The sequence below is a fragment of the Pseudomonas marginalis genome, from assembly GCF_024169655.1.
GTDB classification, from domain to species: Bacteria; Pseudomonadota; Gammaproteobacteria; order Pseudomonadales; family Pseudomonadaceae; genus Aquipseudomonas; species Aquipseudomonas paraveronii.
Window position 1 is genome coordinate 2332404 of sequence record NZ_JALJWV010000001.1, and the last position, 13115, is coordinate 2345518.

Annotated in this window: 13 protein-coding genes; all 13 read left to right on the plus strand. The window is 60.3% G+C overall.

Features of this window, described 5'->3' with window-relative positions; all coding sequences use genetic code 11:
• The 13 genes from J2Y83_RS10495 (at window position 1) to J2Y83_RS10555 (ending at window position 13111) form a co-directional block, all read left to right on the plus strand.
• Entirely contained in the window at window positions 1–1338 is a 1338-nt protein-coding gene (locus J2Y83_RS10495) for a hypothetical protein (RefSeq protein ID WP_253395007.1), read from the plus strand.
• Window positions 1335–2525, plus strand: a complete 1191-nt coding sequence (locus J2Y83_RS10500) for an O-antigen ligase family protein (RefSeq protein ID WP_253395009.1) — start codon at window positions 1335–1337, stop codon at window positions 2523–2525. Before J2Y83_RS10495 ends, J2Y83_RS10500 begins: the two co-directional genes overlap by 4 nt.
• Window positions 2522–3685: a polysaccharide pyruvyl transferase family protein gene (locus tag J2Y83_RS10505; RefSeq protein WP_247398587.1), complete on the plus strand. Its 1164-nt coding sequence runs from the start codon at window positions 2522–2524 to the stop codon at window positions 3683–3685. Before J2Y83_RS10500 ends, J2Y83_RS10505 begins: the two co-directional genes overlap by 4 nt.
• Window positions 3682–4233 (plus strand): putative colanic acid biosynthesis acetyltransferase, encoded by a 552-nt coding sequence (locus J2Y83_RS10510; protein ID WP_247398584.1) that lies wholly within the window; start codon window positions 3682–3684, stop codon window positions 4231–4233. Before J2Y83_RS10505 ends, J2Y83_RS10510 begins: the two co-directional genes overlap by 4 nt.
• A gap of 14 nt (window positions 4234–4247) precedes the next feature.
• Window positions 4248–5207 (plus strand): nitroreductase family protein, encoded by a 960-nt coding sequence (locus tag J2Y83_RS10515; protein WP_247398581.1) that lies wholly within the window; start codon window positions 4248–4250, stop codon window positions 5205–5207.
• Between the two features lies 1 nt (window position 5208).
• Window positions 5209–6144 (plus strand): glycosyltransferase family 2 protein, encoded by a 936-nt coding sequence (locus J2Y83_RS10520; protein WP_253395011.1) that lies wholly within the window; start codon window positions 5209–5211, stop codon window positions 6142–6144.
• A 69-nt stretch (window positions 6145–6213) separates the two neighbouring features.
• On the plus strand, window positions 6214–7335 hold the full coding sequence (gmd, locus tag J2Y83_RS10525) for a GDP-mannose 4,6-dehydratase (RefSeq protein WP_247398576.1): 1122 nt from the start codon (window positions 6214–6216) through the stop codon (window positions 7333–7335).
• 2 nt (window positions 7336–7337) lie between these two features.
• Window positions 7338–8315, plus strand: a complete 978-nt coding sequence (gene fcl / locus J2Y83_RS10530) for a GDP-L-fucose synthase (RefSeq protein WP_253395013.1) — start codon at window positions 7338–7340, stop codon at window positions 8313–8315.
• Window positions 8315–9523: a glycosyltransferase WbuB gene (locus tag J2Y83_RS10535; protein WP_253395015.1), complete on the plus strand. Its 1209-nt coding sequence runs from the start codon at window positions 8315–8317 to the stop codon at window positions 9521–9523. Before fcl ends, J2Y83_RS10535 begins: the two co-directional genes overlap by 1 nt.
• 5 nt (window positions 9524–9528) lie before the next feature.
• A complete protein-coding gene (locus J2Y83_RS10540) occupies window positions 9529–9987 on the plus strand; it encodes a GDP-mannose mannosyl hydrolase (RefSeq protein ID WP_247398568.1) in 459 nt (152 codons plus the stop codon).
• 22 nt (window positions 9988–10009) lie between these two features.
• A complete protein-coding gene (locus J2Y83_RS10545; RefSeq protein WP_253400370.1) occupies window positions 10010–11419 on the plus strand; it encodes a mannose-1-phosphate guanylyltransferase/mannose-6-phosphate isomerase in 1410 nt (469 codons plus the stop codon).
• Between the two features lie 251 nt (window positions 11420–11670).
• Window positions 11671–11910 carry a hypothetical protein gene (locus J2Y83_RS10550; protein WP_253395017.1) on the plus strand — a complete coding sequence of 80 codons (240 nt, stop codon included), beginning with the start codon at window positions 11671–11673 and terminating at the stop codon, window positions 11908–11910.
• Between the two features lie 88 nt (window positions 11911–11998).
• A complete protein-coding gene (locus tag J2Y83_RS10555; RefSeq protein WP_247398547.1) occupies window positions 11999–13111 on the plus strand; it encodes a polysaccharide biosynthesis/export family protein in 1113 nt (370 codons plus the stop codon).
• Window positions 13112–13115: the final 4 nt, after the last annotated feature.

The window sequence follows — 13115 nt, forward strand, 5'->3', positions numbered from 1 at the left end:
ATGAGCAAGGTTCTTGAGAAGCCGCTGCTGGTGCAACGTTCGTTGTCGAGCCGGTTTCGCCTCAACGTTTTGAGCTATGGCTACACCCAGTTGGTGACACTGGCGGCGCAGTTGGTACTGGTGCCGTTCTTCCTGCACGCCTGGGGGACTGGGCGTTATGCCGATTGGTTGGTACTCACCGGTATTCCGTCGATGCTCAGCCTGCTGGACCTGGGTGTTGCCCAAGCCTCGGCCACCCGCGCTACGGTGCGCGCAAGCCAAGGGGATGTGCCAGGTGCGCGGCGCAGCGTGCAGACCGCGTTGGCATTTACCCTGGTGGTGGTTGCGCTGGTATCGCTGTTCGCGTTGACCTTGGGCCGGTGGATCGACTGGGTCGGGTTACTGAAGCTCAAGAGCCTCGACCCTGGCCAGGCAAGCCTGGTGGTGGTGTGCATGTCCGGTTACCTGTGTACGCGTTTATTGGGTGGGCCGATCGAAGCATGGTTCCGGGTGATCGACAAAACCGTCGGCGGTGTCTTGATCATGGCCAATCGCAGAACGCTGGATATCGTGCTGTCGATTCTCATCCTGATGCTGGGCGGTACCGAGCTGCAGTTGGCCCAAGGCATGTTCTTCAGCCAAGTGCTGTTCCTGGTGTTAGTGACGCTGTTTGTGCGACGTATTTCGCCCTGGCCGCTGCTTGGATTGGCGTCGGCCTCCTGGGCAGAGTTTCGCGGCATTTGGAAACCCGCCGTGGGCAGCGCAGCCATCCCGCTGGCGCAGTTGATCACCCTGCAAGGCGGTTTGCAGCTGCTGAACCAGATCGCCGGCCCAGGCGTGGTGGTGGGTTACACCATGGCACGTACCTTGATGCGGCTGATCATCCAGTTGGGCATCACCTGCAGCAATGCGCTGACCCCTGAAATCTCGCGCCTGGCCGGGCGCGGTCAGTTCGAGGAGGCTCGGCGCTTTACCCAGCGCGCCAGTTCTCTCGTACTGGGTGCGTGCGTGCTGGTTTACGGCGCCGGTATCTGGGCCGGCCCGCAAATTATTACGCTGTGGAGCCATGGTTTGGTGCAGATCGACCGGGTGTCATTGGCGCTGATCGGCTCCCATACAATTTTGAACGTGGCCTGGTTCATTCTCGCGGCAATGTTGATCTCCACTAATCGTCACACCCGGACATCGGTGATTTACGCCCTGAGCAGCTTGGCGGTGTTGCTGTTGTGGATGCTGTGCATCGACCGGATTGACCCGTTGTTGGGGGCTTCGCTGTTGCTGTCGCTGCCGGAGTTGGTGGTGTTGGTGTACCTGCGGTTGATCAGTAAGGTGCAGTTCGCTGGGGAGGTGTGCCCATGATGTTGTCCCAGGCGCGCCTGACCCTGTACCTGCCGCTGACGTTTTTCGCCTTGCCGTTGGCGTTGAGCAATAACCTGTCGCAGCCCTTGGCATTGCTGCTGCTATTGCCCTTTGTGGTGTATGCGGCGCGCGGATTCACCCGGGCAGCGGCTTTGCTGGCGTTCGTGGTCGGCGCCAGCATCCTGCAGGTGCTGGTGTCCAGCGGCTCGAAAATCTCCTTGTATCAATTTTTGCGTTCCGGCATTCCGTTTCTCTATTTTGTGCTGCTGTTGGCCGGCTATCGCTATGCGCTGGCCAACGTGGAGAAAATCGCACGCGCCCACAGCGTCAGCTATCGCCGCATCATCGAGCGGGCGATCTACATTTTTGCCCTGGGTCAGTTGCTGCAAGTGAGCCTGTATGGCGTCGGCATTGATCTTACCAACGCGGCCTCCAAGTCCAGCGACGAGGTGGGCCGGATCATGCTGTTTCCCACCAGTTCGGCCGTGCTGCTGTTTTTCTACGCCTGTTGCCAGCGCAAGATCGCGTTGATGCTGATCCTCGCAGTGACACTGCTGGCGGCGGGTTCCAAGACCATCCTGGCGGCAATGGCGGTAATGATCCTGTTATCGGCGATCACCCAGCGCAAGCTCAAATCCCTTGCGGTGCTGGTAGTGGCCATCGGTGCCTTGGGCACGCTGACGTTTTATGCCAGCCCCCTGGCGGTGTCGCGTTTTGCCGCGTATCTGTTTGAGGAGAAGGGCGAGGACGTCACCCGTGCCTTCGAGATCTCTCATGCCAAGGCGTCCTTTCTGGAGAACCCGGCCACGGTGTTTCTCGGCAATGGCCTGGCGAAGCAATTGACGCCGGGGGTACCCACCAATGACGAGCGTTGGTTCGAGAATTCCAAGTTCGATATCGAGAACGGATATTGGGGCGTACTCGCGAAGTTGGGCGTGGTGGGGGTCGTGCTGTTTGGCCTGCTATTCAGCGCCTTGCCACGCAACCCAGTGTTGCTGGCGGTGGGGGCGATCCTGCTGATCTTCTCGTTCAAGACCAGTTACCAGTTTTTCACCACGTTTGACGGCAGCTATCTGCTGGTGTGGTCGATATTCATCGGGCTGCTCAATAACGCAGCACCTGCGCGCCAGGCCTTTGTCCTGCCTATACCCCCTACACATTCCTCGTTAAAACAGGCTGGATCATGAGCGCATCTGTACGCCCCGTCAGGGCCGGGATACTGACGTACCATTTCAGTGAGAACTTCGGCGCTGTGTTGCAGGCCTATGCGTTACAGCGCTGGCTGCAGCAACAGGGCTTGCAGGTCAGTTTGATCAACTACCATCCGGCTTACGTCGAAGACGGCAGCGAGCTCAAACAACTGCTGAATCCACGTCACTTCAAGGGCAATCTCAAGGCGCTGTACTTGAAAACCCTGTCTTTGAAAACCTGGGTGTTTGGGGCTAACGCTCAATCTCGTCAGTTTGAGGCGTTCAAGGCGCGCTTCCTGAATATCGACGGGCCGCGCTATACCCGTGCAGATCAGCTCAACCAAGCGGTCCGCAACCAGCAGTTGTTGGTGGCAGGCAGTGATCAGATTTGGAACCCATCGGGCCAGACGGGCCTGGACCCTGCGTATTTTCTTGCTTTCGATTGCGACAAGGCGATTCGACGCATCTCTTACGCCGCAAGCTTTGGCAAGGAGTACCTGGAGCCTGAGTACCATGCGAAAGCCGAGGTGCTGCTCAAGCAACTGTCAGCGGTCAGCGTGCGTGAAGAGAGCGGGGTGGCAATTGTCCAGCAAGTTTCGGGGCTGGCGGCCCAGTGTGTGCCCGACCCGACGCTGCTGCACCGCGATTACTCGGCGTTGCTGGCCACGTCCACGCAGACCCGCAGCGGCCATGTGTTCTGTTATGCGTTGCGTACCGGCGTCGGTGTCAGGGAGGTCGCTCAGGCGTTGTCCCAGCACGTCGCCGGGCCGATTGTTTCGCCCTATAACGCGCACCGGCGCTGGCGGCAGATCGGCCAGACCGTGCAAGTCGGGCCGCAGGACTGGCTCAAGTTGTTGAAGGAGTCGGCGTATGTGGTGACCAACTCTTTTCACGCAACAGTGTTCGCGATCATTTTCGAGAAGCCGTTTATTGCCGTCGGTTTGCCGGGCAGCAAGGCCTCGCTCAACGCCCGCGTGTGCAACCTGCTGGCAAAGCTGGAACTGTCCCAGCGCTTTTTGCCGGCGGACAACGCCGATCAGGTGCAGCGCTTGATCGCTGCGCCGATTGACTGGGTCGCGGTGCGCGCCCGGCGCCAGGCGTTGCAGCAAGTGGGCGAGCGCTATTTGTTGGAACAACTCGCGGCGATCAAGTCATGAGTGGCTTTGAACGCCTGAAGTATGTGGACACCTTGCCCCGCAGCGACAAGGCTCGGCGCCTGGTCTGGGGCGTGGTGTATCGGTTGCTGTTTCGCCCTACGCCACGGTGGATGCTGCATGGCTGGCGGTGTTTTCTGCTGCGCTGTTTCGGCGCCAGGATCGGTGTTGGTTGCCGCATCGCACCCACCTGCTGCATCTGGGCACCGTGGAACCTTGAAGTCGGTGACTTTACGGCCATCGCCGATGGAGTGGATGTGTACGCCATGGCCAGGATCACCATTGGATCAAAAGTCGCCATCAGCCAACGCAGCTTTTTATGCACGGGCACCCATGACACTCGCAGCCTGCTGCGGCCGCTGGTGACTCGGGCGATCGTCATCAAGGACCATGTATGGGTTGCCGCCGAGTCCTTCATCCATCCGGGTTGCGTGGTGGGCGAGGGCTGTGTGGTTGGCGCGCGCTCGGTGGTCACCACCGACTTACCGGCCTGGATGATTTGCGTCGGTGCGCCCTGCCGCTCCATCAAACCGAGAGACATCGCACAATGAAACAGGTAAAGCGCATGATGGATAAGACATGGAAGTTGATGTTTTTTTTCAGCGAGTTTTTTCGCGACATGTACACGTTTATTCGCCACAACGGGTATTCGCCGTTGGCGAGCCGCAACAAGAAGTTGTTTTACAAAATCCTGATTGAAACCCACACCGTTGAAAAAGGCCTGTCGCTCAAGGAGCCCAAGCCGCTGTTCGGCAAGGATAAGATCAACGGTATCATTCATATGCTCAACGAGTACGACCGCACCTACTCGTCGTTACCGCTGGAAATGGCGCTGGGCGCCTTCCAGGGCTATCTCGACCTGCATCGCACCCTGGGTTTGAGCGATGACTTCCTGTTTTACCTGGATGCTTATGTCGAGCATCTCAAGCGCGACGGTACCTCGGGCAATGGCGGCACCAAGCGCGCCGCGCCGTGGCTGGGCAATGGCGGGCTTGACGCCAAGGCGTTCCTGGAGTCGCGCTCCAGTTGCAGGATGTTCCAGCCCGGCAAGCTAGACAGCCGCTTGCTGACCTCGCTGGTGGAGCTGGCGCAGTCGGCGCCGTCGCAATGCAACCGCCAGTCGTCGCGGGTGCATGTCTACCAGGACCGCGCGGTGATTGCGCAATTGCTTGAGCTGCAAGGCGGATCGCGCGGCTTCGCGCATTCCGTGGACAACCTGTTCGTGGTCACCTCGGAAGTGACTGCCTGGGGCGGTGCCGGCCAGCGTAACCAGCTATATGTCGACGGTGCATTGTTTTCCATGGGCCTGCTGCTGGCGTGTCATGCCAATGGGCTGGGCGCTTGCCCGTTGAACCTGGCGATCCTGAACACGGTGGAAAAGAAAATCTGCAGTGTGGGCGGTATCGAAGCCAGCGAGCGGTTGATCATGATGATCGCGGTGGGCAAACCCCTGGAAAGCCACTTCCGGGCCGCGCGTTCGCCACGGCGTTTGACCGCCGAAATTCTGCAACTGCACGGTGGCTGACATGAAACGCGAAACCGTCAGTGTGATCATCCTTACCTACAACGAAAGCCTGCATATCGCCCGTGCGATCGAATCGGTGCGCGCCTTCAGCGACGAAGTGCTGGTGGTCGACTCGTTCTCCAGCGACGACACCTGCGAGATCGCCCGGCGCCACGGTGCCCTGGTGGTGCAGCACGCGTTCGTCAACCAGGCCAAGCAGTTCCAGTGGGCGCTGGATAACTTGCCGGTCACCGGTAACTGGACGATGCGCCTGGATGCCGATGAAATCATCGAGGCCGACCTGGCCGCGCAGATCAACACGCGGCTACCGACGCTGGACAAGGACATCACCGGCATCAACTTCAAGCGCAAGCATATTTTCATGGGCCGCTGGGTGCGCCATGGCGGCCGCTACCCGTTGCAGATGCTGCGGCTATGGCGCACGGGGCAGGGGCGCATCGAAGATCGTTGGATGGACGAGCACATCTCGGTGGCCGAGGGCCGCACCATCACCCTGGAAGGCGGGTTTGCCGATCACAACCTGCATGACTTGACGTTCTTCACCCACAAGCACAACCAGTACGCGACCCGGGAAGCGATTGAGATCATCAACTCGCGCCTGGGGTTATTTGCGGTGCGCCATGAATTGAATGAGGGGCACAGTTCGTTCCAGGCCAGGCTCAAGCGCCTGGTTAAAAACCGTGTGTATAACCGCGTGCCGTTTACCTTGAGTTCGACCGCGTACTTTCTCTGGCGCTACTTCATTCAACTGGGTTTTCTCGATGGCCGCAGCGGCCTGGTTTATCACGTGCTCCAAGGTTACTGGTACCGCTTTCTGGTGGGCGCCAAGGTGCTTGAACTGGAAAGCGCGATTGCTCACTTACGCGATAAGGACGCAATTATCCGCGAACTTTCAACGTTGACCGGACATAACTTGACGCTGCCCACACCGAAGTAACTGACCGTTTTTAACAAACACCCAAGTTCGGGTGTCGGCCTTCGTTCGCCTATTATTTGGGAGATAGACATGAAAAAAGTCGCGCTTATTACCGGGGTTACCGGGCAGGATGGTTCTTACCTGGCGGAACTGTTGCTGGAAAAAGGCTACGTGGTGCATGGCTTGAAACGCCGCTCTTCGTCGTTCAATACCCAGCGCATCGATCACATTTACCAAGACCCCCAAGCCCCGCATAAAAACCTGATCCTGCACTATGGCGACTTGGCGGATGCGTCCAACCTGACGCGCATCATCCAGCAGATCCAGCCGGACGAAATCTATAACCTCGGCGCCCAGTCCCACGTGGCCGTCAGCTTCGATTCGCCGGAATACACCGCCGATGTGGATGCCCTCGGCACCTTGCGCATCCTCGAGGCGATCCGTCTGCTCGGCCTGGAAAAGAAAACCCGTTTCTACCAGGCCTCCACCTCCGAGCTGTACGGGCTGGTGCAGGAAACCCCGCAAAAGGAAACCACGCCGTTCTATCCGCGTTCGCCCTATGCCGTGGCCAAGCTGTACGCCTACTGGATCACCGTGAATTTCCGCGAAGCCTACGGGCTGTATGCCTGCAACGGCATCCTGTTCAACCACGAATCGCCGCGTCGTGGCGAAACCTTCGTCACCCGCAAGATCACCCGGGCCTTGACCAACATCGCCCTGGGCCTGGAGCAATGCCTGTACATGGGCAACATGGACGCCTTGCGTGACTGGGGCCACGCCAAGGACTACGTGCGCATGCAGTGGATGATGCTGCAACAGGACAACCCCGAGGACTTCGTGATCGCCACCGGCGTGCAGTATTCGGTGCGCGACTTCATTCGCTGGTCGGCGGCGGAGTTGGGGGTGCGTTTGCGTTTTGTCGGGGAGGGCGTGGAGGAAGTCGGGGTGGTCGAGCACATCGACGGCGACCAGGCGCCCGGCATGCTGGTGGGCGACGTGATTGTGCGGGTGGACCCGCGCTACTTCCGCCCGGCGGAAGTCGAGACGCTGCTGGGCGACCCCTCCAAGGCCAAGCAGAAACTGGGCTGGGTGCCGGAAATCAGCGCCCAGCAGATGTGTGCGGAGATGGTGCGTGAAGACCTGAAAATCGCGCGGCGCCATGCGTTGCTGCGCCTGCACGGCCACGATGCGCCGATTGCCGTGGAGAACTGAGCATGGCACGTGATCTGAACGCGCGGATCTTTGTCGCCGGCCATCGCGGCATGGTCGGCTCGGCCATCGTGCGCCGCCTCTGGGCCTTGGGTTATACCCGGATCCTCACCGCCAGCCGTGATGAACTGGACCTGTTGGACCCGGTAGCGGTGCAGGCGTATTTCGCCGAGCAACGGGTCGACCAGGTGTACCTGGCCGCGGCCAAGGTCGGGGGGATTCATGCCAACGCCACGTACCCGGCCGATTTCATCTACCAGAACCTGATGCTCCAGGCCAATGTGATCCACGCCGCCCACACGCATGGGGTGTTCAAGTTGTTGTTCCTCGGCTCATCGTGCATTTACCCGGTGCTCGCCGCCCAACCGATGACCGAACAAGCGCTGCTCTCGGGCGCGCTGGAGCCGACCAACGAACCCTACGCCGTGGCCAAGATCGCCGGCATCAAACTGTGCGAAAGCTACAACCGCCAGCACGGGCGCGATTACCGCAGCGTGATGCCGACCAACCTGTACGGCCCGGGCGACAACTACCACCCGCACAACAGCCATGTGATCGCCGGCTTGCTGCGCCGTTTCCATGAGGCGGTGCAGCGCGGTGATGAAGAGGTGCTGATCTGGGGCAGCGGCGCGCCACGGCGCGAGTTCCTGCATGTGGATGACATGGCGGCCGCCAGCGTGCATGTGATGGAGCTCAGCCAGGAGCGCTATGGCGAACACACCGAACCCATGCGCTCCCACGTCAACGTCGGCACCGGCGTGGATTGCACCATCCGCGAACTGGCCGAGGCGCTGGCCCGGGTCACGGGCTTCAAGGGGCGTTTGCGTTTCGACACCAGCAAACCCGACGGGGCGCCGCGCAAGTTGCTCGATGTCAGCCGTATCAACGCCCTCGGCTGGGAAGCCTACGTGCCGTTGGAAGAGGGCCTGCGCGATGCCTACAACGCGTATCGCGCTGCCCTCGAACAGCCTCGGGGCCAGTGATGAAGATCCTTCTGTATGGCATCAACTACAGCCCCGAGCTGACCGGCATCGGCAAGTACAGCGGTGAACAGGCGCGTTGGCTGGCCAGCAAGGGCCACGCGGTGCGGGTGGTCACGGCGCCGCCGTATTACCCGCAATGGCAGGTCAGCGAGGGCTACTCGGCGTGGCGTTTTCGCACCGAGCAGGTCGACGGCGTGACGGTGGTGCGCTGCCCGTTGTACGTGCCGCGCAAGCCCACGGCGCTGAAGCGCTTGCTGCACCTGATCAGTTTTTCCGCCAGCTCGTGCCTGGCGGTACTGGGGCAACTGCGCTGGAAGCCGGACCTGGTCATCCTGGTGGTGCCCACCTTGTTCTGCGCGCCCCAGGCGTTGCTGTTGGCCAGGCTGTGTGGCGCCAAGTCGGTGCTGCATATCCAGGATTATGAAGTCGATGCGATGTTCGGCCTGGGCCTGGGCGGCAGCCCTTTACTGCGGCGACTCGCGTGGGGGGTGGAGCGCGGCTTGCTGCGGCGCTTTGATCGGGTCTCGACGATATCCAGCGGCATGCTCGATAAGGCCGCCGGCAAGGGCGTCGAGGCTCAGCGCCTGCTGTTCTTTCCCAACTGGTCGGAGACCGAGCGGTTTCTCGATGTGCCGCGCAACAGCGGGCTGCTGGAACGGCTCGGCGTGCCGGCGGGAAAACGGGTGCTGTTGTACTCGGGCAACATCGGCGAGAAGCAGGGGCTCGAATTGATCCTCGATGCCGCCCAGGCCCACGCCCATCGCCCGGAGCTGGTGTTTCTGATCGTCGGCCAGGGCGCCGGCAAGGCCCGTCTGCAGCAGCGCGTAGAGCGCGAGGGCTTGCACAACGTGGTCTTCGCCCCGTTGCAGGCCTATGAAGACTTGCCTGCGCTGCTGGCCTCGGCGGACGTCCACCTGGTGATCCAGAAACGCGGCGCGGCGGATTCGGTATTGCCCTCCAAGCTGACCAATATTCTGGCCGTCGGCGGCAATGCAATCATCACCGCCGACCCCGAAACCACCCTTGGTCGCTTGTGCGATGAGCATCCGGGCATTGCCGTGCGGGTCGAGCCCGAATCGGTCACCGCCCTGAATGAAGGGATTGCGCGGGTGCTGGCATTGCCGGCGCACAACGCGGTGGCGTTGAACTACGCCGCAGAATTTCTCGATAAAGAACGCATTCTCCAACGCTTCCTGGCACAGGTTTGACGCTTATGTGGCTTGATTTACCGACCTTCAATACGGTCGTGGCATCGACGCCGTTGGTGGCCATCGACTTGGTCGTGAGCAAACCCAGCGGTGATACGTTGCTGGGCTTGCGGATCAATCGGCCGGCCTATGGCTTCTGGTTCGTCCCTGGTGGGCGTATCCAGAAAAACGAAACCCTGGACAACGCCTTCCGCCGCCTGACCCGCGAAGAACTGGGCTGTACCTTTGAACGCGCCGATGCGCGGCTGCTGGGCGTGTTCGAGCACTTCTACGACGACAGCGTCTTCGCCAACACCGGGAGCGGCCCGGACACCCACTATGTGGTGCTGAGTTATTGCCTGACCCTCGCCGAGGATCAGGTGCTGGAACCGCCCACCGAGCAGCATCGGCACTACCGCTGGTGGTCGCTCGATGAGCTGCGCTACAGCCCACGTGTACACGAGAACACCCGTGCCTATTTCTGACCCTCTATCGAAGGACGCCTTCATGTTATTACCGGTGATCTTGGCGGGAGGTTCGGGTTCGCGCCTGTGGCCGCTCTCGCGGCAACTCAACCCCAAGCAGTTCTTGCGCCTGACCCATAAAAACCTGTCGATGTTGCAGCAGACCATCGGCCGCCTGGAGGGCGCGGATGTCGCCTTGCCGCACGTGATCTGCAATGAGCAGCACCGTTTTCTGGTGGCCGAGCAATTACGTCAATTGGGCATGGAGCAGGCGCGCATCCTGCTGGAACCCATGGGGCGCAATACGGCGCCGGCGATTGCGTTGGCGGCCTGCAAGGCGGTCGACGAGTCCCATGACCCGATCCTGCTGGTGCTGGCGGCGGATCATCTGATTGAAGATGTTCCCGCGTTTCATGCCAGCCTTGCGGTGGCGCGGCCCCTGGCCGAGGCCGGCAAGCTGGTGACGTTCGGCATCACGCCGACCTGCGCGCACACCGGATATGGCTATATCGAACAGGGCGCGGCGGTGGGCGAGGGCGGGTACGCCGTGAAGCGTTTCGTCGAGAAGCCGGACGCCGCCACCGCTGCGGACTACGTGGCGCGGGGCGATCATTACTGGAACAGCGGCATGTTCATGTTCCGTGCCAGCCGTTACCTGGACGCCTTGGCACGCTTGCAGCCGGCGATTCTCGCGGCTTGTCGCGCGGCGTTGGCTGCGGGTAGCCAGGATCAGCTGTTCACCCGGGTCGATGAGGCGCTATTCGCCGCCTGCCCGGACGACTCCATCGATTATGCCGTGATGGAAAAAACCAGCGACGCGATCATGGTGCCGTTGCAGGCCGGTTGGAGTGATATCGGCTCCTGGTCGGCGTTATGGGAAGCCAGCGAGAAGACCGACGGCGGCAACGTGCTGCAGGGCGATGTGCTGCAACTGGATACCCGCGATACCTACGTGAACGCCGACAGCCGCCTGGTCGCGACGGTGGGTGTGCAGGACCTGATCATCGTTGAAACCAAGGACGCGGTGCTGGTGGCGCACAAGGACCAGGTGCAGCAGGTCAAGGGCATTGTCGACCAACTCAAGCGCGACGGGCGTCATGAACACCTCAACCATCGTGAGGTCTACCGGCCCTGGGGCATGTATGACGCCATCGACAGCGGCCACCGCTACCAGGTCAAGCGCATCACCGTGAAGCCCGGCGCCAAGCTCTCGGTGCAGATGCATCATCACCGTGCGGAACACTGGATCGTGGTCAGCGGTACGGCCAAGGTCACCAATGGCGAGCAGACGTATCTGGTCTCGGAAAACCAGTCGACCTATATCCCGATTGGCCAGGTGCATGCACTGGAAAACCCGGGCGTGATTGCGTTGGAGTTGATCGAGGTGCAATCGGGTTCTTATCTGGGCGAGGACGATATTGTGCGCTTTGAAGACAAGTACGGCAGGGCCTGAGGTTTTCCGACAATTAATAACATTTGCCTCAATGTTAAATTGCCAGCCTTGTTAACTTCGCGACCTCAATGTGTTGATACACGGGGGCTGGCGTCGAGAAATGTTATTTTCGAATGAATACGTTCAACTTACCGGGTAATGGCCGGGCTGGAGTATGGCTGGTGCGCTGTTTACTTGAGTGGCACTATCAAGGCGTACTTCAGTGGCACACGCTCGTTTGCTGAATACTCACTATCGATAAGGAGTCTGATATGAGAAAACAACTGGCTATTATTGTGCTCAGTCTTTTGAGTACTTCTGCCCTGTCTGCCGAGTTGCCGCTTGGTCTGAGTACCGCAGTGGTGGGATCTGTGACGGTGGGGGAAACCCTGCTGGTCGGCACGGCACTGGTAGCGGGCGTCGCCGCCGCTTCCAGCAGCGGTGGCAGCTCCAACGGTGGTACTACCACAGGCACTACAGGCACCACGGGTACCACCGGTACCGGCAACTAATAGAACGCCTTCCGCTTTATAAGACTGCTTGGAAACCCCGCCCAAGTAGTCTTTTTTTCTTGTCGTTTATCGCGAGTGTCTTAGCCCTATGATGCGTATTTTTTCTGTGGCGGTCGTGGCCTCCGCATTGTTACAAGGCTGCATGTTTGCGCCCGGTCAATATATGGATACCGAGGCAATGACCAAGGAGGGCGGTGCAGAAAGCAGTCGCGTGGAGTTGATCCCGATTACGCCAAAGTTGCTGGCCATGGACGCAGCGACTCAAGTGTCTTATGCGCTTCCCAAAGAACTGCTCGATTATAAACCCGGTCCCTATTTGATCGGCCCAAATGATGCGTTGTACATCACGGTCTGGGATCATCCGGAGTTGACCGCGCCTTCCGGTCCGCAGCAGCAAATTGACGCCAACGGGCGTCTGGTCAACCCCGATGGCAATCTGTTCTACCCCTATGTGGGCGAAGTGGCTGCCAAGGGCCGCACCCTTACGGCGTTGCGCAGCGAAATCAGCGACAAGCTACGTCAGTACATCGACAGCCCCCAGGTCGATATCAGTGTGCTGCGGTTTGCCAGCCAGAGAGTGGTGATCACCGGGGCAGTGCTCAAGGCCGGGCCTGTACCGATCACCACCATCCCGATGAGCGTCATGGAGGCCATCGGTGCGTCCGGCGTCGATCCGATCAATGCCGACCTCTCGAACCTGACGCTGACCCGCGACGGCAAGCGTTACACGCTCGACCTCGACATGTTGAATCTCAACCCGTCGCGCTTGAACGATATCTACCTCAAGGACGGTGACCAGTTGTACCTGCCCTACAACGACCGCAAGCGCATCTATGTGATGGGCGAGGTCATGCAGCCTCGCGCGCTGAGTTTCAAGACACGCAGCATGAACCTCTCGGATGTGTTGGGCTCGGTGGGCGGCATCAACCAGAACACCTCGAACGCCGATGCGATCTACGTGATCCGCGGTGCGCAGAACCTGGACGCGCAACCGGCCAAGGTCTTCCATCTGCAAGCCGGTTCCGCAGCGGCCATGGCCCTGGCCACGCGCTTCGATGTGCAGCCCCAGGACGTGGTGTTTGTCGGCCCCGCCAATATCACCCGCTGGAACCGGGTCATCAGTCAGTTGTTACCTTCTGCCTCGATCATCGGCACCGGTGCTTCCACCCAAAACAACCTGAGCGAAGCCAACAGCCGATAAGGGT

What these genes read in the sequence shown, in the direction of transcription:
- J2Y83_RS10550 (WP_253395017.1), top strand. Translation starts at nt 11,671, where the DNA reads ATGAGAAAACAACTGGCTATTATTGTGCTCAGTCTTTTGAGTACTTCT.
- J2Y83_RS10495 (WP_253395007.1), top strand. Translation starts at nt 1, where the DNA reads ATGAGCAAGGTTCTTGAGAAGCCGCTGCTGGTGCAACGTTCGTTGTCG.
- J2Y83_RS10500 (WP_253395009.1), top strand. Translation starts at nt 1,335, where the DNA reads ATGATGTTGTCCCAGGCGCGCCTGACCCTGTACCTGCCGCTGACGTTT.
- fcl (WP_253395013.1), top strand. Translation starts at nt 7,338, where the DNA reads ATGGCACGTGATCTGAACGCGCGGATCTTTGTCGCCGGCCATCGCGGC.
- J2Y83_RS10545 (WP_253400370.1), top strand. Translation starts at nt 10,010, where the DNA reads ATGTTATTACCGGTGATCTTGGCGGGAGGTTCGGGTTCGCGCCTGTGG.
- J2Y83_RS10510 (WP_247398584.1), top strand. Translation starts at nt 3,682, where the DNA reads ATGAGTGGCTTTGAACGCCTGAAGTATGTGGACACCTTGCCCCGCAGC.
- J2Y83_RS10505 (WP_247398587.1), top strand. Translation starts at nt 2,522, where the DNA reads ATGAGCGCATCTGTACGCCCCGTCAGGGCCGGGATACTGACGTACCAT.
- J2Y83_RS10540 (WP_247398568.1), top strand. Translation starts at nt 9,529, where the DNA reads ATGTGGCTTGATTTACCGACCTTCAATACGGTCGTGGCATCGACGCCG.
- J2Y83_RS10535 (WP_253395015.1), top strand. Translation starts at nt 8,315, where the DNA reads ATGAAGATCCTTCTGTATGGCATCAACTACAGCCCCGAGCTGACCGGC.
- gmd (WP_247398576.1), top strand. Translation starts at nt 6,214, where the DNA reads ATGAAAAAAGTCGCGCTTATTACCGGGGTTACCGGGCAGGATGGTTCT.
- J2Y83_RS10520 (WP_253395011.1), top strand. Translation starts at nt 5,209, where the DNA reads ATGAAACGCGAAACCGTCAGTGTGATCATCCTTACCTACAACGAAAGC.
- J2Y83_RS10515 (WP_247398581.1), top strand. Translation starts at nt 4,248, where the DNA reads ATGATGGATAAGACATGGAAGTTGATGTTTTTTTTCAGCGAGTTTTTT.
- J2Y83_RS10555 (WP_247398547.1), top strand. Translation starts at nt 11,999, where the DNA reads ATGATGCGTATTTTTTCTGTGGCGGTCGTGGCCTCCGCATTGTTACAA.